This is a genomic window from Rheinheimera sp. MM224, assembly GCF_947090785.1.
Classification (GTDB): domain Bacteria; phylum Pseudomonadota; class Gammaproteobacteria; order Enterobacterales; family Alteromonadaceae; genus Pararheinheimera.
The window spans coordinates 1,199,329-1,222,252 of sequence record NZ_OX352320.1 but is presented as its reverse complement, the minus strand read 5'-3'; the positions used below and the strand labels follow the sequence as shown (position 1 = coordinate 1,222,252).

19 protein-coding genes are annotated in these 22,924 nt (G+C 45.7%); 14 read left to right on the top strand and 5 right to left on the bottom strand.

Translation table 11 applies throughout. The annotated features are described in order from the left end of the window. The first annotated feature begins 155 nt into the window (after nucleotides 1-155). The 9 genes from gltB to OM978_RS05650 all read left to right on the top strand — a co-directional run bounded on the left by gltB (nucleotide 156) and on the right by OM978_RS05650 (nucleotide 11,168). Nucleotides 156-4,622: a glutamate synthase large subunit gene (gene gltB, locus OM978_RS05690; RefSeq protein ID WP_264345926.1), complete on the top strand. Its 4,467-nt coding sequence runs from the start codon at nucleotides 156-158 to the stop codon at nucleotides 4,620-4,622. Nucleotides 4,623-4,633: 11 nt separating this feature from the next. After that, entirely contained in the window at nucleotides 4,634-6,046 is a 1,413-nt protein-coding gene (locus OM978_RS05685; RefSeq protein ID WP_264345925.1) for an FAD-dependent oxidoreductase, read from the top strand. A gap of 377 nt (nucleotides 6,047-6,423) precedes the next feature. After that, nucleotides 6,424-7,383 carry a CsgG/HfaB family protein gene (locus tag OM978_RS05680; RefSeq protein WP_264345924.1) on the top strand — a complete coding sequence of 320 codons (960 nt, stop codon included), beginning with the start codon at nucleotides 6,424-6,426 and terminating at the stop codon, nucleotides 7,381-7,383. Nucleotides 7,384-7,387: 4 nt separating this feature from the next. Further along, on the top strand, nucleotides 7,388-7,705 hold the full coding sequence (locus OM978_RS05675; RefSeq protein ID WP_233009580.1) for a hypothetical protein: 318 nt from the start codon (nucleotides 7,388-7,390) through the stop codon (nucleotides 7,703-7,705). Beyond that, nucleotides 7,702-8,064, top strand: a complete 363-nt coding sequence (locus OM978_RS05670; RefSeq protein WP_264345923.1) for a DUF4810 domain-containing protein — start codon at nucleotides 7,702-7,704, stop codon at nucleotides 8,062-8,064. Before OM978_RS05675 ends, OM978_RS05670 begins: the two co-directional genes overlap by 4 nt. A 4-nt stretch (nucleotides 8,065-8,068) precedes the next feature. Beyond that, nucleotides 8,069-8,749, top strand: a complete 681-nt coding sequence (locus tag OM978_RS05665; protein WP_233009578.1) for a GNA1162 family protein — start codon at nucleotides 8,069-8,071, stop codon at nucleotides 8,747-8,749. A 274-nt stretch (nucleotides 8,750-9,023) separates the two neighbouring features. Next, nucleotides 9,024-10,067, top strand: coding sequence for a DUF2804 domain-containing protein (locus tag OM978_RS05660; RefSeq protein WP_264345922.1), 1,044 nt, complete (start codon nucleotides 9,024-9,026; stop codon nucleotides 10,065-10,067). A gap of 77 nt (nucleotides 10,068-10,144) precedes the next feature. Beyond that, nucleotides 10,145-10,420, top strand: coding sequence for a TIGR03643 family protein (locus OM978_RS05655; protein ID WP_264345921.1), 276 nt, complete (start codon nucleotides 10,145-10,147; stop codon nucleotides 10,418-10,420). 25 nt (nucleotides 10,421-10,445) lie between these two features. Further along, on the top strand, nucleotides 10,446-11,168 hold the full coding sequence (locus tag OM978_RS05650; protein ID WP_413690952.1) for a cupin domain-containing protein: 723 nt from the start codon (nucleotides 10,446-10,448) through the stop codon (nucleotides 11,166-11,168). A 4-nt stretch (nucleotides 11,169-11,172) separates the two neighbouring features. Here OM978_RS05650 and OM978_RS05645 read toward each other — a convergent pair whose 3' ends face one another. Then, on the bottom strand, nucleotides 11,173-12,234 hold the full coding sequence (locus OM978_RS05645) for an alpha/beta hydrolase family protein (RefSeq protein ID WP_264345920.1): 1,062 nt from the start codon (nucleotides 12,232-12,234) through the stop codon (nucleotides 11,173-11,175). Between the two features lie 340 nt (nucleotides 12,235-12,574). Between OM978_RS05645 and OM978_RS05640 the strand changes: the two genes are divergently transcribed. After that, the gene (locus tag OM978_RS05640; RefSeq protein ID WP_264345919.1) at nucleotides 12,575-15,058 is read left to right on the top strand and encodes an EAL domain-containing protein; all 2,484 of its coding nucleotides are present in this window, start codon (nucleotides 12,575-12,577) and stop codon (nucleotides 15,056-15,058) included. A gap of 19 nt (nucleotides 15,059-15,077) precedes the next feature. Here OM978_RS05640 and OM978_RS05635 read toward each other — a convergent pair whose 3' ends face one another. After that, on the bottom strand, nucleotides 15,078-15,551 hold the full coding sequence (locus tag OM978_RS05635) for an NfeD family protein (protein ID WP_264345918.1): 474 nt from the start codon (nucleotides 15,549-15,551) through the stop codon (nucleotides 15,078-15,080). Nucleotides 15,552-15,560: 9 nt separating this feature from the next. Next, nucleotides 15,561-16,499, bottom strand: a complete 939-nt coding sequence (locus OM978_RS05630; protein WP_264345917.1) for an SPFH domain-containing protein — start codon at nucleotides 16,497-16,499, stop codon at nucleotides 15,561-15,563. A gap of 258 nt (nucleotides 16,500-16,757) precedes the next feature. Here OM978_RS05630 and OM978_RS05625 point away from each other — a divergent pair, with 258 nt between their 5' ends. The 4 genes from OM978_RS05625 (at nucleotide 16,758) to OM978_RS05610 (ending at nucleotide 21,051) form a co-directional block, all read left to right on the top strand. Next, complete coding sequence (locus OM978_RS05625) at nucleotides 16,758-17,669, top strand: hypothetical protein (RefSeq protein ID WP_264345916.1); 912 nt, start codon at nucleotides 16,758-16,760, stop codon at nucleotides 17,667-17,669. A 197-nt stretch (nucleotides 17,670-17,866) separates the two neighbouring features. After that, complete coding sequence (locus OM978_RS05620) at nucleotides 17,867-18,382, top strand: hypothetical protein (RefSeq protein ID WP_264345915.1); 516 nt, start codon at nucleotides 17,867-17,869, stop codon at nucleotides 18,380-18,382. 181 nt (nucleotides 18,383-18,563) lie between these two features. Further along, nucleotides 18,564-20,345 (top strand): bifunctional isocitrate dehydrogenase kinase/phosphatase, encoded by a 1,782-nt coding sequence (gene aceK / locus OM978_RS05615; RefSeq protein WP_264345914.1) that lies wholly within the window; start codon nucleotides 18,564-18,566, stop codon nucleotides 20,343-20,345. Nucleotides 20,346-20,373: 28 nt separating this feature from the next. Next, nucleotides 20,374-21,051, top strand: coding sequence for a tRNA-uridine aminocarboxypropyltransferase (locus tag OM978_RS05610; protein ID WP_264345913.1), 678 nt, complete (start codon nucleotides 20,374-20,376; stop codon nucleotides 21,049-21,051). On the opposite strand, the gene OM978_RS05605 is transcribed toward OM978_RS05610, so the two are convergent. Together OM978_RS05605 and OM978_RS05600 are read right to left on the bottom strand one after the other, a co-directional pair. Next, nucleotides 21,002-21,787 carry an alpha/beta fold hydrolase gene (locus OM978_RS05605; RefSeq protein WP_264345912.1) on the bottom strand — a complete coding sequence of 262 codons (786 nt, stop codon included), beginning with the start codon at nucleotides 21,785-21,787 and terminating at the stop codon, nucleotides 21,002-21,004. The genes OM978_RS05610 and OM978_RS05605 overlap by 50 nt on opposite strands. After that, nucleotides 21,778-22,791, bottom strand: coding sequence for a DUF2817 domain-containing protein (locus tag OM978_RS05600; RefSeq protein ID WP_264345911.1), 1,014 nt, complete (start codon nucleotides 22,789-22,791; stop codon nucleotides 21,778-21,780). Before OM978_RS05600 ends, OM978_RS05605 begins: the two co-directional genes overlap by 10 nt. Between the last annotated feature and the right edge of the window lie 133 nt (nucleotides 22,792-22,924).

Below are 22,924 nucleotides of genomic sequence, written 5' to 3'. Positions count from 1 at the left end.
GAAGTTATTGAAGTTAATGCTAGCTAACGAGTAATAGAGCTCTTACCAACATAGTACTGCTATGTAATTCGGGCGACAGAGCGCAGTTACCCAGGCCACAGCTTCAGAAGCTAAGGGTATATTTATTTTTTACAGGACAGGTTGGAGGAAGAGTCATGGCGTTGTATCACCACAGTCAGGCAAGAGAGAACTGTGGCTTTGGTCTGATCGCTCATTTAGAAGGCGTCGCCAGCCACCGTATTGTGCGCACTGCAATTAGCGGTTTAGACCGCATGCAGCACAGAGGTGGAATTTCAGCGGATGGGAAAACAGGTGATGGTTGTGGCCTGTTAATGCAAAAACCCGATAGTTTTTTCCGTGCTATTGCAGAGGAGAAAGGCTGGGTTTTGGGCAAAAAGTATGGGGTGGGTATCTTCTTCTTTAGTCAGGATCCGGTTAAAGCCGAACTGGCTCGCGCTATTATTGAACAGGAAATTACCCGTGAGACACTGACACTGGTCGGCTGGCGTGATATGCCAACGGACACGTCGGTGCTGGGTGATTTAGCACTCACTTCTATGCCTCAGATTAAGCAGGCTTTTGTCAGTGCCCAGCCAGGCTGGAACGAACACGATTTAGAGCGTCGCCTTTATATGGTCAGACGCCGTATCGAAAAGCAGCTGACAGATGATGCGGATTTTTATATTCCAAGCTTTTCTTGTCTGGTGACCGTATTTAAAGGCCTGATGATGCCGGCAGATTTGCCGCGTTTTTATCTGGACTTAGCAGACGTTCGGATGGAAACCGCCATTTGCGTATTCCACCAACGTTTCTCAACTAATACTATGCCACGTTGGGCTTTGGCTCAGCCATTCCGCTTTTTAGCACATAACGGCGAAATTAATACCATTACAGGCAACAGACAATGGGCCCGCGCCCGTCAGTATAAGTTTTCGTCGCCTTTATTACCTGACTTACCCACTGCAGCCCCTTTTGTCAGCCAGTCGGGGTCAGACTCCAGCTCTTTAGATAATATGCTGGAATTACTGCTGGCCGGTGGTATGGATTTATTCCGTGCTATGCGTTTACTGGTGCCACCAGCATGGCAAGGCAATAAGGTGATGGACGATAACTTAAAAGCCTTCTATGAGTTTAACTCCATGCATATGGAGCCTTGGGATGGTCCTGCTGGTATTGTCATGACCAATGGTCAGCATGTGGCCTGTAACTTAGACCGCAACGGCTTGCGCCCTGCCCGCTTTGTTATTACCAAAGACAAATTAATCACGCTGGCTTCTGAAGTTGGCATTTGGGATTACACACCTGATGAAGTGCAGGAAAAAGGCCGCGTTGGCCCGGGCGAAATGCTGGCTGTGGATACGCAGACAGGAAAAATCTGGCGCTCAGAAGAAATTGACCAGGATTTAATGGTTCGCCACCCTTACCGCAAATGGTTGTCCACTAACGTGCAACGTTTAGTGCCTTACGAGCAGTTTGAAACTGACTTAATAGGCAAACGTGTATTCACTGACGATCAGATGATGGTGTTCCATAAGCTGTTTAACTACAGCTATGAAGAAATCGAACAGGTAGTGACAGTACTGGCAAAAGACGGCCAGGAAGCTGTAGGTTCTATGGGGGACGATACGCCAATGGCTGTGTTGTCGCAAAAAACCCGTACTTTCTACGACTATTTCCGTCAGTTGTTTGCGCAGGTCACCAACCCACCTATAGATCCATTGCGTGAAGCTCATGTGATGTCGCTGGCGACCAGCATAGGTCGTGAACACAACGTCTTCAGTGAAACAGCAGGTTATGCCCGCCGTATCCAGTTTGAATCGCCTGTGATGATGTACAGCGATTTAAAACAGTTAAAAGCCGCTGACGAGAAATACTACAAGCACCATATTATTTCTTTGAACTTCGATCCTAACGACGAAGATCTGGAAACCGCAGTGCGCCGTGTATGCGCTGAAGCTGTGCGTGTGGTGCGTGAAGATAAAGTGGTGCTGGTGATCTTAACAGACCGTCGTATCGAACAAGGCCTGATCCCTATTCCGGCAGCAATGGCTGTGGGCGCAGTGCATCACGCTTTAGTGGATAACCAGCTGCGCTGCGATTCAAACATTATTATCGAAACCGCAACGACACGTGACCCGCATCACTTTGCTGTGCTGGTAGGCTTAGGCGCTACAGGTATTTATCCATTCCTGGCCTATGAGACTATTGAGCAGTTAGTGGAAAAAGGCAGTCTGAATCTGACCGCCCGTCAGGCCGTGCTGAATTACCGTAAAGGTATTAACAAAGGCCTGTACAAAATCATGTCAAAAATGGGTATTTCGACTGTAGCGAGTTATCGCTGTTCGAACCTGTTTGAGGCTGTGGGTATTAATCAGAACGTGATGAAGCTGTGTTTCCCTGATTTACCTTCACGTATTCAGGGTGCCGACTTTGCTGACTTCCAGCAAGACGTGCAAATCCGTGCCAACAGTGCCTGGTTAAAACGTAAACCACTGAATCACGGTGGCCAGCTGAAATACGTACATGATGGCGAATACCACGCTTATAACCCTGATGTAGTGCAAAGCCTGCAAAAAGCTGTACGCAGTGGCAAATATGCCGATTACAAAGTCTATTCAGACTTCGTGAATCAGCGCCCTGTAGCGCATTTACGCGACTTATTCAGCTTAAACAAAGCCAATGCCACTCCGGTCGATTTGGAGCAAGTGCAAAGCGCTGAGCAGCTGTATCCGCGTTTTGACAGCGCCGCTATGTCTATCGGTGCTTTAAGCCCTGAAGCTCATGAAGCTTTGGCTATAGCGATGAACCGTTTAGGTGGCCGCTCTAACTCAGGCGAAGGCGGTGAAGATCCACGCCGTTTTGGTACTGAGAAAAACAGCAAAATTAAGCAGGTGGCTTCAGGTCGTTTTGGTGTCACACCACATTATCTGGTGAACGCTGAAGTGATTCAGATCAAAGTAGCTCAAGGTGCTAAGCCGGGTGAAGGTGGTCAGTTGCCTGGTGAAAAAGTCACAGCTGAAATAGCGCGCCTGCGTTATTCAGTACCTGGTGTCACGCTGATTTCACCACCGCCGCATCACGATATTTATTCAATTGAAGATTTGGCTCAGCTGATTTTTGACTTAAAACAAGTAAACCCTGAAGCGCTGATTTCAGTGAAGTTAGTGTCAGAACCAGGCGTCGGTACTATTGCGACCGGTGTGGCTAAAGCTTATGCCGATTTAATTACCGTATCAGGTTATGACGGTGGCACAGGTGCAAGCCCGCTGACGTCGGTCAAATACGCTGGTTCGCCATGGGAGCTGGGTTTAGCTGAAGTGCATCAGGCACTGGTTGAAAACGGTTTACGTGACCGCGTTCGTCTGCAGGTCGACGGTGGCTTAAAAACCGGTTTAGACGTAGTCAAAGCCGCAATTTTAGGTGCTGAAAGCTTTGGTTTTGGTACCGGCCCTATGGTGGCTTTAGGCTGCAAATTCTTACGGATTTGCCACCTGAATAACTGTGCGACCGGTGTAGCTACTCAGGATGCGACATTACGCCGCGATCACTTTACCGGTTTACCAGAAATGGTGATGAACTACTTTAAGTTCTTATCGCATGAAGTGCGTGAGCTGATGGCTGAACTGGGTGTCACTTCATTAGAGCAGCTGATTGGCCGTACTGATTTATTGTCTGTACGCGAAGGCCAGACGCAGAAACAACTGAAATTAGATCTGAGCCCAATTTTATTGGCCTCTGGTGTTAAATCAGATAAATCCTTGTTCTGCGTACAAAATAACGACCCGTTCGACGATGGCGCGTTAAACCAGGAACTGGTGAAACGCTGCAAAGATATGGTGGTACATAAAACCGGTGGCCGCTTAACTGTGCCTATCCGCAATACCGACCGTTCTGTTGGCGCAGCCTTGTCTGGTTTTATTGCCCGTCATCATGGCAATCAGGGTATGGCGACCGACCCTATTGTGATTAACTGCGTAGGTACTGCAGGCCAGAGCTTTGGTGTCTGGAACGCTGGTGGTTTGCATTTATCCTTACAAGGTGATGCCAACGACTATGTAGGTAAAGGCATGACAGGTGGCCAAATTGCTATATTCCCGCCTAAGGGAGTCAGCTATGCCAAAGACGACGCCACTATTGCAGGCAACACCTGTTTATATGGTGCAACAGGTGGTCGTTTCTACGCTGCTGGCCGTGCCGGTGAGCGTTTTGCCGTACGTAACTCTGGCGCCATAGTGGTTGTAGAAGGCACAGGCGATAACTGCTGTGAATATATGACTGGTGGTGTGGTGATGGTATTAGGTCAGACCGGCGTGAACTTTGGTGCTGGTATGACTGGTGGTTTTGCTTATTTATTAGATGAACAGGATGACTTATGCCTGCGGGTGAACCCTGAACTGGTGGAAGCGCTGGATGTCAGCACACCAATTCTGCAGGAACACTTACGTAGCTTGTTGCATCAACACGTTGAGGCCACCGGCAGCGAAAAAGCGCACCGGATCCTGACGGATTTCAACAACTACTTAAGCAAGTTCAAACTGGTTAAACCCAAAACAAGTGACGTCAATACCTTGCTTGGTCACCGCGCACGCTCTTCCGATGAGCTGCGGGTTCAGGCGATGTAAGGGAGGCAATAATGGCACAGAATGTTTATCAATTTATCGACGTAAAGCGGGTTGACCCACCAAAGAAGTCACACCGTGAGCGGACCATTGAGTTCGTAGAAATTTATCAGCCTATGACAGACACGCAAGCCTCAGGTCAGGCCGACCGTTGCCTGGACTGTGGCAACCCTTACTGCGAATGGAAGTGCCCAGTGCATAACTATATTCCGCAGTGGCTGAAACTGGCGAACGAAGGCAAGATTATTGAAGCGGCTGAATTGTCGCATAAAACCAATAGCTTACCTGAAGTTTGTGGCCGGGTTTGCCCGCAGGATCGTTTATGCGAAGGCGCCTGCACCATCAACGAAGGTTTTGGTGCAGTCACTATAGGTTCTATTGAAAAGTACATTAACGACAAAGCCTTTGAAATGGGCTGGCGGCCGGATTTATCAGCTGTGGTGAAAACCGGCTTAAAAGTCGCAGTGATAGGTGCAGGCCCTGCAGGTTTAGCTTGTGCAGACGTACTTATCCGTAATGGCGTTACCCCTGTGGTATTTGACCGTTATCCGGAAATTGGTGGCTTACTGACTTTTGGTATTCCGCCTTTTAAACTGGAAAAAGACGTACTGAAACTACGCCGTGAAATCTTCACCGCTATGGGTATTGAGTTCCGTTTAAATACCACTGTGGGTGTGGATGTCAGCTTTGACAGCCTGTTGCAGGAATACGATTCAGTCTTTCTGGCCTTAGGCACTTACACCCCAATGCAAGGTGGTTTGGTTAACGAAAAAGCACCTGGTGTCTATGAAGCCCTGCCTTATCTGATTGGCAATATCAATAATCTGATGGGCTGGCAGACAGAACACCAGTATGTAAATCTGGCCGGTAAAAAAGTAGTGGTCTTAGGTGGTGGTGACACCTCAATGGACTGCGTGCGTACCGCTATTCGTCAGGGTGCCAGCAAAGTCACATTAGCCTATCGACGCGACGAAGCCAGCATGCCGGGTTCACGCAAAGAAGTACAAAATGCCCGCGAAGAAGGTGTGGAATTTATGTTTAACCTGCAGCCACTTGGCATCAAGTTAAACGACGAAGGCCATGCCTGTGGCATCGAAGTGGTCACTACGGCTATGGGTGCAGCCGATGCCAAAGGCCGTCGTAACGCCGAAGCAGTGCCGGGTTCTGAGCAGGTATTAGAAGCCGACGCTGTCATTGTCGCTTTTGGTTTCCAGCCTAGCCCACCACAGTGGTTAAAAGATATGGGTGTAGAGCTCGACGACAAAGGCCGCGTCGTGGCCAGCGAAAAAAGCACTTACCCACTTCAGACCAACCAGCAAAAGATCTTCGCAGGTGGTGATATGGTATTAGGCTCAGACCTGGTAGTCACAGCTATAGCCCAGGGCCGTAAGGCAGCTGAGGGGATATTGGACTATTTAAACGTCTGATTTAGGCCTTCGTACTTGCTGTAGGGTGCGGGGCTTGTCCCCGCCCGCATCGCGTTCGAATAAAAGCCAAAGAGTGTCGCTCAATTACTTTGGCTAAGGGTTTTGAGAGCATTTTGATTACAAGGGCGTCAGGTAATACTGATGCCCTTTTTGTTTTACGCTGTTATATTTTTATCTATGTCTTTTAATTAATTATAGTTTTGGTTACAGTCAACTCAGTACTCTCAGGTACTGATTTTTGTATAACTCAAGTTTAGTTATAACTTCTGCGATTTAATGGATTAAATCATTCTTTGTCCTGCCTTTTGCGCTGTTATCTATCCTTGCCATATTGAATCTCTTTAGCCTTTCAAAAATTTATAACAATTCATGAGGAAATGATGAAAAAAATTGTACTTCCTGTCGCGCTGCTTAGTCTGGCTGTTCTAACAGCCTGTACTTCGTCGACGCGTGGTTCTGTCAATGCATTGTCCACAGCAACACCTGCTATTAGTCCGGTGCTTAGCCAAGCTCCTGAACTCTCGTTGAAGCGAGTAGTAGCAATAGCTCGTTTTTCTGATGAGACCAAAAGAGGCAACGCCTTTTTGTTGGATCAGAATGGTGATCGATTAGGGAAACAAGCCTCAGATATTCTTGCAGCACGTCTGACTGAAACAAACAAGTTCATCATGCTTGAGCGTGCAGATTTAGACAAAGTAATAAGTGAAAACACCTTCAAAGGGGAGCAGATCCAAACTGCCGGTTCTGATTTTTTAATTGTCGGTTCAGTCTCCGAATTTGGCCGCTCAACAAACAGCGAAGTTGGTGTTTTTAGCCGCAATAAAATACAGACAGCTACGGCTACAGTAAATGTCCGGTTAATTAACACAAAAACCGGGCAGATCATGTATTCAGAGGAAGCTACTGGTGAAGCACGGGTAGAAGCTAACTCAGTGATGGGTGTTGGTGAGCGCGCAGCTTATGATACTTCAATCAATGACAAGGCTTTATCTGCCGCCATTTCAAAGCTGGTGAGCAATATCTCCGAAAATTTACTGGATTCTCCGTGGCAAGCTTATTTGATAAGTAAACAAGGTAGCCAATTTTTGATGACTGGCGGATCAGCCCAAGGCATCAAAGTGAATGATACTTTTGATGTGGTCAGTCCAGGGCAGCAAGTAAAAAATCCACAAACAGGAATGCTGATAAATTTACCGGGGCAAAAAGTGGCGACTTTACGTGTCACAGGTTTTGTTGGCCAGGGTAGCGATGAATTGTCGGTGTGCGAACTGGTTTCAGGCTCAATCAACGATCAAAGCATCAGCAAAGTTGTTGTGCGTGAAGAAGGGAAGGTGTAATTAAATGAAATATATGATTTGTTTGGTTTTTTCTCTTTTGCTGTCTGCGTGTAGCACAAGTTTTTCTGAGATTAAACAAGTAGATGATAAAGCCTACTTACAACTGAGTGGCAACCTTCAGGGAACTACTCTGGTTCTTGATAATACCACAACAGTTCAACTGGATAATGCTGATACTTTTAAACTGGATGGTGAAACAGTAGCAAAGTTTGATTTAAGCGTTGGTAGCCATCAGGTAGAAATAAGTCGGGGCCAACAGGTTCTGGTGAAAAGAAAAATTTATGTCACAAATGGCAATGTATTTGAGGTAAGAGTTCCATGAAAAGTGGTATCCAAAAAGCACTAATTTTGGTTTGCGTAATCGGTATGTCCGCGTGTGCCAGCACTAATAAATCAATTTATCATTGGGGTGACTATTCAGAAACCGCTTATAACCACAAGCACGAACCTTCTGATGTGACTCGCGAAAAGCATAAGCAAGCACTGTTAGCTATCATCGAGAATGCTGCCAAAGAAAACAAAAAGATACCTCCTGGCATCTACGCTGAGCTGGCAACATTAGAACTTCAGGTGAATAACGTCGTTGAAGCTCAGGCTTACTTACAGCAAGAAAAAGCTCTGTTTCCAGAGTCGGCGCAATTGATTGACGCAATGTTGAATAAAATGAATAAGGCAGGCTAAAGGAATGAAAACTCCATTTAAAAGTATTCTTGTGTTAGCTGCATTACTGTTATCTGGTTGTGCTACACAAAAAATTGTTAGCAAGCAAGAAGCTTTCCCTAAGATGTATGATGCTGCGCCACTGTCGGTTTTGGTTGTGCCAGCGGTTAATAAATCAACAGCTGCAGACGCACCGGATCTGTACTCAACTACTATTGCCCAGCCATTAGCTGAGGCTGGTTACTACGTTCTGCCAATCCCGTTGTCTGCTATGCTGCTTCAGCAGGAAGGGATCGTAGATGGTGCTCAACTCCGGGATGTAAATCCAGATAAGTTTAAACAAATGTTTGGGGCTGATGCTGTGCTCTTTGTCACTATTAATCAGTGGGATACCAACTACTTTGTAACTGGTGGCAATGTAACAGTAGGTGCTGAATTCGATTTAGTTTCTACATCTTCTGGTGAGTCGTTATGGAATTATCAGAACGTCGTTGTCATTAATACTTCGGGTAACAGTGGCAATTTGCTTGCGGACATTATAAGCACCGCTATTAATACCGCTACTACTGATTATGTGCCTGTAGCACGAATGGTAAATGCTTCAGTGATTAATACATTACCTGTAGGGAAATACCATTCTCGTCATAAACAGGATGGGGCAGATCAGTCGGTAAATACCGCTTTATCAGCCAAAGCAGCACAATAATTACTATTAAATTGATTTGAGCTGATCTCTTTATACAAGGTCAGCTTTTATCAATTTGTTATCGAATACTGCGAACATCCTTGCTCAGTACTCCCGCTCAGTCAGTCAGATAAACAGTTAGAAACAAAGAATTAGTCTCCAGACATTAATCCCCAAAGTAGACTTCAACTTCCTGACTGACACATGCGACCTTTCATGGTAAAGATCAATAAACAACTTACGGTACTCGCTGTTACTTCTGGCAAAATAAAGTAATAAATAAAAAGGTGTGACAATGCAGAAAAGCACTATGAACAACTACTTACCTCAGCTTGCAGCCACACCGCAACAACTGATCCAAAGCAATGGCCAACCAGTCTTTGGCTTATTTGACGGCTCAATTCCGGACTTTAATCTACGGGATTTTGTTTATCAGAATTTGATGGATAAAAAGGCCAACCCCCTCGCCCGCTATTTTCAGTACAAACAGTTTCAGTTTATTTGTGTCACAGGCTCTGACTGGTTATTGGCCGTGGCTATTGCCGATATTCGTTATGCCAATTCAGGTTTTGCCTATTTGTATCGTTTTGACTCAAACCTAGCCATCAGCAAAGGTGTGTTATTGCCAGGCGCTTTAGGCTGCCGGATGAGTGATTCACCATCAGCAGGTGAAGCGAAGCAAGGCTTTGCTGCCTATAAAGTCGAGATAAAAACCAGCGCAACACACTGGCAATTAAGCATTGATACCAAAGAGTTAAAGGCCAGTTTAACCATAGAAAAAGCTAGCCAAATGCCTTTAGCTTTATGTGCGCCTACAGGTTACAACGGATGGACTTACACCGAAAAATCCAATGCCTTGGCTGTGTCAGGCACACTTGAACTTCAGGGCAAAGCCTTAGATTTAACTCAGGCTTTAGCGGGTTATGATTTCTCAGCAGGTTTTATGCGCCGCCAAACCAGTTGGCGCTGGGCCAGTATCAACGCCGTGGTCGAAGACCAGGCATTTGGTCTGAATATAGCAGCTGGTGTCAATGAAACCGGGCTTTGCGAAAATGCGCTCTGGTTTAATGGCCAAATTCAGCATTTAAGCCCAGCCACTTTTGTCTTTGATCGCAAAGACGAAAAAAAACCATGGCAAGTCAGTAGTCTTTGCGGCGAAGTGCAGCTTGAATTTACGCCTTTATATTGCCGTCAGGAAAAGGTCAACATTGGCTTACTGGCCAGCAATTTCCGCCAGTATGTTGGGATTTATACGGGCTTTGTAGTGCTTCAAAATGGCAGCAAACTAAAACTAAATGCGGTCAAAGGCTTGGCTGAAGATCATTATGCCAAGTGGTAATTTATGGCTTTGTATTGGTCTGCATAACCACAACTCACGTAAAAACAGTACTAGCCAACAGACGAAGTAAAAACAGCGTGAGCACTTGTAGCACAGACCCTAACCATGAATATAGCCCTGAAGACTTATCCCGCATTATTGAAATGGCATGGGAAGACAGAACACCTTTTGAAGCCATCGAAAATTTGTATGGCTTAAACCAGCACCAGCTGATTGAACTGATGCGTAAAGAGCTAAAACGCAGCAGCTTTGAGTTATGGCGTAAACGTACTACAGGCCGCACCACTAAACATTTAAAGCTAAGATCGCCTGAAATTAACCGTGGCTACTGCCCCACTCAATACAAGAGATAGTCAATACAAGAGATAAATCAACACCATGACTTTATTAGCCTGGACTCATATGAGCGCCGAAATCAATACGGATTTAAGCCAGCGCATAGTGCAAACCCCAGAGCAAGCGCTCTGGTATGAATCTCCAGCCAAAGATATTCACAGAAGGCCTTTGGACAGAATAGGCGCAGAAGTCGCCAAAGCCACCAGCATAGTGCGTTATTTAGCCGGCAGTCAGTTTGCCAATCATCAACATGGTGGTGGTGAAGAAATTCTGGTGCTTGAAGGTACTTTTTCTGATGAATATGGCGACTACCCAGTTGGAACTTACTTACGTAACCCACCTGGTACTTCACACGCACCTTTTTCAAAAGAGGGGTGCTTATTACTGGTCAAACTATGGCAATTCAGCAAAGGTGACACAGAGCAGCTTTGTATCCGACCAGAACAACAGCACTGGCAGCCTGGTTTAGTGCCTGGCCTACAAGTTTTACCTTTGCATCAGTTTGATGGTATCAACACAGCCTTAGTACGCTGGGCACCAAACACCAGATTCCAACCTCATATGCATGCTGGTGGTGAAGAAATTTATGTACTCGAAGGTGTGTTTCAGGACGAATTTGGTAGTTACCCAAAAGGCAGTTGGTTACGTAGCCCACGCTGGAGTAAACACCAGCCTTTTACCGGTAATGAAGGCGCACTGATTTATGTCAAAGTGGGGCATTTGGGCGCTGAATTATTGGGGGATCAACTCAGCACCCAAGGTTAAACACTTAATTCAATACAGCCACTAAATCTGAGCGGATAAAGTCTGATAACACAGGTTGATGCTCGCGGGCCCATTGGCTCATAGCGCGGCCATCGCCTGTGGTCACTTGTTCTATAAAGGCGCTGGATAAAGCCTGAGTAGCAGCTTTAATCACTTGCTGTTGTGGCGCTGTATCTGTGCTGCGGCGCCAGCCTGAAAATATATTGTGGCTGCCTGAGCTAAACACCGCCAACACTTTGTAACTGCTTGCCATAGCGTAATACAGCTCAAATCTGTCAGAAGGAGATGAATAATAACCTGGCACCTTAATTTCATCTTCAGTCGTAGTGATATGCAAAGTTGGGATAGTGACTTGTGCCAGCACCTGATCTAAAGGCTGGTCGTTATAAAATGGTGGCGCCGAAATTAAGATTGCCGCTTTAATCCGATCATCTTTCAGGCTGATTAAGCTACCGTTCTGTTCAACTACAGCGCCGCTTAACAACATGGAAGTGTTGGCACCATAAGAATGACCAGCCATCATAATATTCTGGTTATCAAAATCTGCTGCGTATCGTGAGGCTAAAATTTGGTCCAACGCAAACTTCACATCCTGCACTCTGGCTAAGGCTTCGGTTTCATCTGCAGCGTCCATCAAACGGAAAGGTAATAACAGTCTGTTGCCACCCCATACTTTGCGATCGCTGCCGTCATGCTGTACATGCAAGCTGGCGTAGCCCTGACTAGCCCAGTATTGCCCCAAATAAGCGTAACGCTCTTTAGAACCACCCAAACCATGAGAGAACACTATTAGAGCTTTGGCTTTTTGCTGATGAGCAGGTTTAAACAACAAAGCCGGCACTACACGGCCTCTGCTTTGGTCCACCCAGTCAAAACTGACTTCATCAATAGTCACGGATAAGCTTTGTGCCACTTCCGTTGAATGCTGCACGGAAGGTAAGTTTAATTGCTGCTGCCAGACGACTGAACTTAACGCTTGTTTATGCGAACAGCCACTCAAGGACAACACCAGAGCACCTATCAGTGTGGCAACGCCTAAAGCTTTAATCGTAGTGTGAGTTCGCATAAAAAGTCCTCTTCAATGAAACTTGCCTTGTTAAACCCACTGAATACGACAAAAGTGGCTCAGGGTCTGGTTGCGTTTTTAATTCGGTGTACAGCTCAATTCAGACTGCAAGTATCTGCGCCTGTTGCTCAAATAAAAAGCAATAAAAATTGATGAGGCTATTCAATAAATTCGAACAGACTCTATGCATACGGAAATTTGATTAAATTTATCAATTTACTCGTTGCATCTGAGATGTAGCCAGCTAAGGTTAATTCAGATGCCTTCTGTTTGAGCTGTTATGACCCTCCGCCAAAACCCTTTGTTCAAAACTTTATTTTTTATGATCTTATGCGCACTTATGCTCTTTGCATTGGTGCTGTTTCATCTGGTGCCACAACAGACACTCAAGCCAATTAACGAAATATATTATTTCCCTGTGACTGAACAAACGGTTGAGTTACAGCAGTTACAGTTTCAACCTGCAGACCAGTGGCAATTATTACCACGATCTACCGCCAGCCTGGGTTATCAGCAAAGCGCCTACTGGTATAAAACCCGACTGACGGCAAGCAACTCAGAAACAGCCTTGTCGGTGCAAGCGCCCTTTTTAGACAGGCTGGAACTTTATGTGTTGGATCCACAATTAAACCTGCAGCAAAGCTACCAGCTTGGCGATCAACAACTCTATAAGCTGCGGCCTTTGCCTACGCTGAACTTTGTGATCCTTATACCAGCCAGCACGCAAGATTTATGGCTTTTTGCCAAAGTCACAAATCAGGGAGCCAATATGCTGCCGCTGCAACGAAGCAGCACACTGGAAATGGAGCAACAAGAACACCTTGCCGTCTTTATCCATAGTTTGTTCAGCGGTATTTTTTTATGTCTGATAGCACTGTCGGTAGGGCTTTATCTGATTTACCGTCATGGTTATTTTTTAGCTTTTTCCGGCATGTTTTTAACTGTCGTGTTAATCCAGCTGGAAATCAACGGTTTATTGTTTGCTTATGTCTGGCCAGAATCACCCGAGTACAATCTGGTGATTGAATACGGCGCTGTATTTGGTAGTTTTTTTGCATCTTGTTTTATGTTGTCTTTTTTTCGAAACACCGACACCCCCAACTGGCTAATGTGGCCCTTCCAACTGATCCGTATTTTTGCTCTGTTGTTGTTGCTGGCGAGCCCATGGCTTGGTGCTTATTGGCTTAAAAAAATTGGTGTCGAGCTGACAGCTTTGACAGGAAGCCTGATGCTACTTGCCAGCTTCTGGCTGCTGCATAAACGCCATATCAATGCGTTGTTTTTTTCATTGGCGCTGTTGACGATGCTGACGGGTATAGCTGTGATGATTTTGCGCAGCAAAGGCTATTTACCTGCTGTGATGCTGACCAATTCAGCGATGGAAATAGGTAATGCCTTATCTGCATTGTTTTTTGTTTTTGCGATGCTGCAAAACCTGCATCTGGAAAAAAACAAAAAAATTGCCTTTCAGCAGCAAATTCTTGATCAACAACAACATATTCAAAGCATGCAGCAAAAAGCGCTGCAGCAGGCATTAACAGAACATATTTCTGGTTTACCTAATAAAAGAGCTCTGCTGAACCGACTTGAACAACTGGACGAGCAACGGGACAGTGATTTTTATCTGGTGATGATAGTACATCAGCGCTTTCGCCAAATAGAGCGGGCCTTAGGAGTAGAAGAGGCCAACCACACCATCATAGGTTTTAGTAAATTACTGAAACGTTGGGGTGAACAACAACGCCAGACCGAAGCGCACTACCCCGCCTTGTTTGCGCTGGAGCGCGACAGTTATGCAGTGCTCATTGCACCTACTGATTTTCGCTCGCAGTTTGAGCAACTGCGTCATCAGCTCGACGCCTTACTCAAAGTCGACAATCTGCAACTGGATTTAGGCACTGTCTATAGCTCTGTGCATTATCCGCTGGACTGCGCCCAAGCCTCTGATGCACTGGATTTAGCGCTTGCTGCGATAGAACATGCCGACAGAGCGGGTGATTATCTGCCGTACGAGCCTTTGTATCTGGAACAGAACCTTGAGCATATTCACTTATTGTCCGAGCTGAATATTGCGCTGCAAGATGATTTGTTAGAGCTTTATGTACAGCCGATACTGGATATGAAACAACAAAAAATCCATGCAGCTGAGCTGTTGATCCGCTGGTATCACCCCAAAATGGGTCAAATTTCACCCGTTGATTTTATTCCTCTGGCCGAACAAACCGGCATGATTAGTCAGGTGACAGAATGGGTGCTGGATAAAACTCTGATCCTGCAAAAACAACTCGCAGATACCGGGGCTAACTTGCGGTTATCTATGAATATATCGCCACTGGATTTGCGTAATGCTGCGCTGATATCTCGTGTGATAGAGGCGGTAAAAAGCACCAGTTATTCCACAGTGCCACTACAACTGGAGCTGACAGAAACTGCTTTTGTCGATCTGGTCAAAGATTCAGAACAAGCGCTTAAATTGCTGGAGCGCTCCAATATTCGTATTTCTCTGGATGATTTTGGTGTAGGGCAATCCTCTTTAGCCCGCTTGCAGGGCTTGCCTTTGGGCGAACTTAAAATAGACCGGGATTTACTCTGTCAGGCGGTGCGGCTCAATGACGATACAGTATTAAGGTATGCCGTGATGCTGGGTAAATCTTTGCAGCTGTATACAGTGATTGAAGGGGTAGAAACCATCAAAGAGCTGGAATTTGCCCGGCGTTTAGGCGCAGATGCGGTGCAGGGGTATTTGCTGGCCAAACCTATGCCTTTTGACAGGTTTAGCCAATGGCTGGCTGATTTTGAACAACAGGGCTTCAGATTAAGCTGAAAAGCCTGAGCCGCAGGGATCAGGCTGTTTTACTTTTTACCAGCAAACAACCAACGGTAGCAGAGCTAATTAATACAGATTGCCCTGCTTCTACTCTTGTTGCCATGTCTGCTGGGTCTAAACGTACCCGCCATTCCAGACCACAAAACTGAATATGACTGTCACTGTCTTTGTTGGCTTGTTCTGTCAGCAACAGCTCAGTACCGACAAAATCAGAAATAGCGCTGTCTTCCTGTAAACGTACTCCGGTTTTTTGCAACTTACGCAGAGGTTTCCATAATAAGACGGCCGACAAAGCCGTTAGCATGGCCAAACTTAACAGCACCAGACTGGTGTCTTGCGGTAACCAGCCAAACCAGATCAACGCTGCGCTGACAAATGCACCAATAGCTAAGGCCAGTAGTACTTCCAGTACACCAGGAATAGCAAAAGGCAGCAAAGCCAGACATAACAAAGCCAGCAATAATAAGCCTGACAGCAAATTCAGCTCCATGAAGTCTCCTTAGGATAAAGTTCCTGATTTTTGAATAGCAGCCACTACGCCCAAAGCTTCAGCTACTGTGTTTCCGGCAGAAGATTTATCGTTATCCATCAGCACCACTGTCGATTCACGGGCTATGGCTTTTTTCGCAGCAATAGCTTCAGTTGCCAGATCCAGTAATACAGCAGCCTGGCCTTCAGGAGTCGCTGCTGCCTGACCTATCATGGTTAACGCCTTGGCTTTAGCCTCTGCAACCAGCTCGATAGAACGGGCTTCACCTTCAGCTTTAAGAACCTGTTGCTCGCGTTCGGCTTCAGCCGCTAATACTGTGGCTTGTTTATCACCTTCCGCTATATTGATGGCAGCCTGACGTTTACCCTCTGAATCCAGAATAGAAGCGCGTTTTTCCCGCTCGGCACGCATCTGTTTTTCCATCGCATCTAATACCGAAGCTGGCGGGTTAATATCTTTAATTTCATAACGCATCACCTGCACACCCCAGGCTGCGGAGGCCTGATTAATGGCGTGAATAATTTTTACGTTCAGGCTGTCACGTTCTTCAAAGGTTTTGTCTAAATCCAGCTTACCAATTTCAGAACGCATCGATGTTTGCGCCAGCTGGATCACCGCATACACATAGTTATCAATGCCATAAGACGCTTTGTAAGGTTCCATCACTTTGATATACAACACGCCATCTATCGTCAGGCTGATATTATCTTTGGTAATGGCCGACTGGCTTGGGATATCAATGGCACTTTCTTTGAGCGACACCTTGTACGCAATACGGTCGATAAAAGGAATAATAAACTGCAGACCAGCCGTTTGAGTGGTGTAATATTTACCAAGGCGCTCAATGATATAGGCCATATTTTGTGGCAGTATCACCACAGTTTTGCCAATCAGTATCAGCACAGCCAATACCAGAGCTGCAGTGACAATTAAATTCGTTTCGACCATAACTTATCCTTAAGAATGAATTATCAAATTTACCGTATAGCTTACCGGATTTCTGAAAGCTTTAAAGAATAATATCCAAGTTATTAACAATTAATCTTTGTTGCTCATTCGTCTTTGCCGATAAAGAAGTAAAGCTGCTGCCATAAAAGCCGGAGTTAAACCTATGCCTTTTACTGCAGGGCATTTAGACTAAGCAGGTTGTTGTTCTGAGGGGCTGTTTTGACGAGTGGCTTTGAGGAGTTCTTTTGAGGAGTGGTTATGAAGTGGTCCGTTCTGGTGTCGGCTTGCCTACTCCTGCTGTGTTTTGTCGCGTGTTTTATCGCTCAGGCCGCCAGCGAAACTCCGGCTCAGTTACTCGTCACCAAACCCCGATCTGAATTTGATATCAATCACCAGTACTACACCAGCTTGTTAAAAAAGGCTCTGACCAAAGCAGCCGCAGGGCGCACCATACCAGAACTCAAACCCACTTTTGCGATGGAACAAGGCAGAGCCTTGCGCGAGTTAGCCAAAGGCGAATCGCTGGATGTATTCTGGGTAGGTACAGACCTGGACAAAGAGCAGGAATTCCGCGCTATTCGTATTCCGCTGGAACGTGGCCTGATGGGGTTTCGTAAGTTTATTTTGCGCAAAGACTCGATCGCAAAATTTAACTCCATCCGCAGCCTGCAGCAGTTACAACAGCTAACCGCCTGTCAGGGCGCATTCTGGCCAGATGTTGAAATTATGCGTAGCTCTGGCTTAAAGGTTGAAGAAGCTCCGGTGTACGAAAATATCTTTAAGCAATTGCTCGCCGGACGTTGTGATTATTTTCCGCGAGGTTTACATGAAGGTGTGATCGAGCTGGAAAAACGCCAGGCCTTGTATCCGGAATTGGTGCGCTATAACAAGCTGATGCTGCATTATCCTTTTGCCGTGTACTTTTTTACCCGCAAAGAAAATGAAGCTTTGGCGCTTTGGATTGAACAAGGGCTGGAGCAAATGATTGATGACGGCGAATTGCTTGCACATATGCAGCAACAAGAACTGACCCGCCATGTATTTCCTCTGCAGCATCACAGCTCAGATCCTTGGATCAGCATTAAAAACCCGCTGTTAAGCCCTGATACTCCAGTGACAAACAGCAGATACTGGTTTCAGCCGCAAGATTTTAAGGTTGATGGGGAGTGAGATTTGGTTAGGTATCAAAGCTGACTTCAAGTCATTATTTGAAGCGAGGATGCCTCTGAGAACAGGCCTTACCCCAAACAATTTACTGATTTAGTTTCAATTAGTTTAACGAAAAAACATAGAAAATAGCTAACAGTTCTAATGTTACAGGTGTCTAAATAGTATCTACGAGAAATCTAATTTTGTGAGTATGTTTAATGAATGAAAAAGTACACCTATATCACTACACCCGAGCAAATCGAGAAAGCATAGAAAAAAAAGGCCTAATAGCCAGAAACAAAGATGAAGTAAGAGATAAATTCATTGATGAATTTAGTAGTGAGCTATCAAGTAGCCTTTTGGAATACTTCAACTCAATATGGAAATCAGAAACATGCGATTCCAATTTCGTTGTCGATAGTAATCAGTCCATATGGTTTGTGTCTAAAAGACCTAATGAAAACTGTGGAGGAATAAGACCTTTAGTTAGTATGTATGGTGGAGAAGTAATAAGCATGTGTGCTGATAGTAATGAAGAAGCTGAAGTTTTCTTAAAATCTATCGGCGAGCCTTTAGAGATCGTATGTAGCGTGCCAAAGAATGATCCTGAACTTGTCAATCTAGGAAACACCGAACATTATCTAAAACGAGATATTCTTCCTTCTGAAATTATTGAAATTAACAAGCTATCTTATGATCCTGATAAGGATGAGTGGAAATACGGAGCTCTGTGACTCACGCATAGATGTATGAAAGACTTTCGACTTAAGTCTTATCACTAACACCGAATCAATCAAATACCAAGCCTCAAAACTACGTACCAAGCACAATCCATTCAACAACACCTCAACCAACAATTGATATCTGGTCGGATTTCAGTTATTTCTGAAGGAAGGTACTTCAGAGTCTATTGTTATGCTGCAAGCTACAGAAATAGCTGATCTTATTTTAAAAGGCTTTCGCCGCCATTTTGGCTTGTTTCAAAAAATCACCGCATTAGCACAGCAAGGTTTTGCGCAAAAAAACTGGCTGGAGTTGCAACGTATCAGCTCGGAGCGTATTTCTTATTACGATTTGCGGGTCAATGAAACTCTGGCCTTGCTGCAACAAAAGCTGACAGGAGCAGAATTAAATGAATGCCTGTGGCAACAGGTCAAGCAGCAGTACCAGCAGTATTTGTTATTTCACCCTCAGGCTGAGCTGGCTGAAACCTTTTACAATTCTGTGTTTTGCCGTTTGTACGAGCGTAAGTATTTTCATAATCAGAATATTTTTGTCGAATCCACCTTAAGCAAACAACGTTTACCTGCGCCTATAGCTTCGGTGTATGAAAGCTATTTTCCGGCCCAATATGGTTTAAAACAAAGCATCAGAGCTATTGTGGCCAGTTTTCATTTGCAGGCACCTTTTGTTGATTTAGAGCGGGATATTCGTCTTTTGGTACGCACTTTTATCGGCCAGTCCAGCCATGGTCATTTTCCGGTGCATCTGGTGCGTTTTGATATTTTAAAGTCGCTGTTTTTCCGCAATAAAGCGGCTTACATAGTCGGGCGAGTGGTCACGCCTGACGGTCAGCAGCCTTTTATTATTCCGCTGTTGCATGATGAAAATCAGGGCATTTATGTCGATACGCTAATCACCGACCCACAACAAATGACCATTATTTTTGGTTTTTCCCGCGCTTATTTTATGGTGGAAATGACAGTACCTTCGGCTTTGGTGCATTTTCTAAAAGAGCTGTTGCCCCACAAAACCCTGGCCGAATTGTATTCGTCAGTAGGCCTGCATAAACAAGGAAAAACTGAGTTTTACCGTGAGCTGCTCACTCATCTGGATAAATCCAGCGATCAGTTTGTCGCAGCACCTGGTATACGCGGCATGGTGATGATGGTGTTTACCCTGCCCTCTTTTCCTTATGTGTTTAAGGTGATCCGCGATAAGTTTGCGCCCACCAAAGAGTTTGGCCGCGACACGGTAAAAGCCCGCTATTTGCTGGTGAAAAAACACGACAGGGTTGGCCGTATGGCGGATACCATGGAGTACTCAGATGTGGCTTTACCGCGCAGCAGATTCAGCCCTGAATTGCTGGAGGAATTACAGCAAAGCATAGCTGGCTCTATGCAGATAGAAGACGATAGGGTCATTATCAAACACTTATATATCGAACGACGCATGTTGCCGCTGAACCTGTATTTAGAGCAGGCCAGTTTCGAGCAAAAAGTGAAGATGATGGCCGATTACGGTCAGGCGCTTAAAGATATGATTGCTGCCAATATTTTCCCTGGCGATATGCTGCTGAAAAACTTCGGTGTGACCCGCCACGGCCGGGTAATTTTTTATGACTACGACGAAGTACAGTACCTGCTGGATGTGAATTTCCGTTTTATTCCAAAAACCGACAACTACGACGATATGTTAAGTAACGAGCCCTGGTATTCAGTCGGCCCTGGCGACGTGTTTCCAGAGCAAATTACCACTTATGTGACGGCGCAAAACGATATCCGGCAGATGCTTATCCAAAGTCATCCTGAATTGATGGACGCTGGCTACTGGCAGCAAAAACAACAACGCATTCGCGATGGCATAGTAGAAGATGTATTTCCGTATCCACAAAGCCAGCGTTTTATCTCATTGTATGCAACAGAGTATCAAAGCAGCCCAAGCTTAAGTACAATGCCGCCGCCTGAGCAGGCATAGTGTCTGGCGGCAATCAAGGATAAGCTTTGTGTCTCATATCAATTCAGTGATGGCGCTGCGTGAGCGCGAACTTAAAAAAACCGTCCGGGTCTTTAATGCCCGCGGTAGCCGTGTGATCCGCTGCCCTTTGTGTTTATTGCCTGTGCCTGACTGTATTTGTGCCGCCAAACCACAAGCGTCAAGCCGTAGTGCCTTTTGTTTTGTGATGTACAAAGGTGAAGCTTATAAGCCGACCAATACAGGGCGATTAATTGCCGATGTGGCACCGGAAAATTTTGCCTTTGTCTGGGACAGAACTCAGCCGGATCCACAACTTTTAGCTTTGCTACAAAACCCTAAATACGCCCCTATAGTGGTGTTTCCTCAACAATATGCGGCACCAGAGCGTTGTATTGATACCATTGATACAGGCGATAAAATTCCACTTTTTGTCATGCTGGATGGCACCTGGCGCGAAGCGAAAAAGATGTTCAGCAAAAGCCCCTATTTAGATGCTTTTCCTGTGCTGGGTATTCAGCCAGAACAAAGCTCTTTGTATCAACTGCGCGAAGCGGCTCATGATCATCAGCTTTGTACTGCAGAAGTAGGTATTGCTGTGCTGGAACTTGCTGGCGATCATCAGGCAAGCAGTGATTTGGCGGCTTATTTCACCATCTTCAGGCGCAACTATATTGCTGGTAAGCCTCATTTAAGTTTTGATCTATAACTGTTGCAAGCCAGGGCCCAGCTTCTAATGGCAAGTCATGCCCTGCATCTGCATGCGTCAGTAAAGCTGCATTCAGCTGATTAGCTAAAGCCTCACTGCAGAGCGGCGAAACCAGTTGATCTGCCAAACCAGAGACAACAAACACAGGGCAAACAGGCTGCTGCTGAACACGGAATCGGCTAGCCGCCCAAAGCTGGCGCAATGCATTGATTCGGCTGACCGGGTTTTCAATGGCCCATTGCTGCCATTGCTTTAAAACATCCGGCTGTAGTGGCGAATTTACCGTCATTTGCCAGATCAGTTCTTCCCGCTGTAATGGCCCAGCTAATAAACACAGTACTACTTTCAGATAGTTACTGGGCCGTAATCGCTGCCAGAATGGGTTTATCCCTGCACTGCTGCTGTTGATAAGCACCACAGAGTTCACTTGTTCTGGTGCTGCACGAGCCCAATCCAGCGCCAGCATACCGCCCATAGAAATAGCGACTAAGTGCACAGCTTTGCCCTGATATTGTGGATAACGTTCTGCCCATTGTTGTTGCAGCTGGTGGCGTAAAGCAGGCACTGAGGCTGCAGATTTTTCTTTATACAAAGCTCCGCAGCCTGGTAAATCCAGAGTAAATACAGGGCGCTGCAATTTTTCACTCAGCAAAGCAGGAAAATGAAGCCAATGCCTGCTCTCGCGCAATAAACCGCGGATCAGCACTACAGGGGGTTTCTCTGAACTTAGTACCATAGTTCCATTGCCTCCTGCCTGAGCATGCGTGGGTGCATCATCTGCCGCCATTTTTTATGTGACGCTGTAGCCGCAATCAGAAAATGAAACAAGGTTAAATGAGTGCGCAAGACCCGCTTTACCCTATGCGGTTTTACCGGATGAAACAAACCTAAGCTGGACAATAACTGAAATGGATTTTTCCGTACCCAGTTCCAGGAGCCCATTTCTAAAGTCAAAGGTAAAAATAAAGTGTCGTGCTGCAACGACTCGTCATATAAATAATCCCATAAATCGCCGTGACATAAATAATGCAGCGACTGAGGCTCAAACTCGTACGCCTGATGCGGGTAGCTATCAAACAACAGTTGGCGCAGCCGGTACAGTTCAGCTAAATGCGGCAGAGGTTTACGACTTTTAGCATAAGGAAACCAGAGACGGTCCACCTGACCAAAACCAGAGTGGCAATCCAGCACCAGACTAAAAGGGCTTTGAAACAGCTTTTGCCTGACCAGGCCAAATAGCGCCTGACTTTCAGCTTCAGGTTGCAGCGGGTTGCCTCTGTACCAGGGCAAACGCGCTGAATACTGATGCCCGCCTACTAAAAATGCCGCTTTATCTTCGCAATTGACAGGAGCATTACGCATTAAATCCACGCCATTGCCATTACTGCGCCTGTGATTGGCCATACCCACAGGATTGATCATAGGCAGCATTAAAACATTCAGCTGGCTTAACTGATGCTGCAAACCGTGGTCCCATTCCAGCCGTTGTAACAGGCTTTCCAGAAAAGCAATCAAGACTGCAGAGCCTATACGCTCAAGCCCATGCACGCCTCCAGTTAACAGCAGCGTAGGCTTGCTTGCATCAAAAGCGGCTAATTCAATTAAGTAACTTGGGTAGGAGTGCAAGCCTGATGTAAAGCGAGCCAGCTCCGTCGCTTTAACCGTTGTGGGTAGGCGATCAATCAAAGCCTCGAGCCGGATCAGTTCTGGTAAAAGAGAGCGGTGTCTTTTGCTTTGCACAATCAGAGCCAATAAATTGAATTTTCAACAGAATAAAAGTTTGTGGCGCTGGCGTTTTACTTTTTTTGATGAACTTTTAATGACAGACAGTGCCATAAGACGCTGGGACAAAGCTCTGGTAATCCGTTCTCAG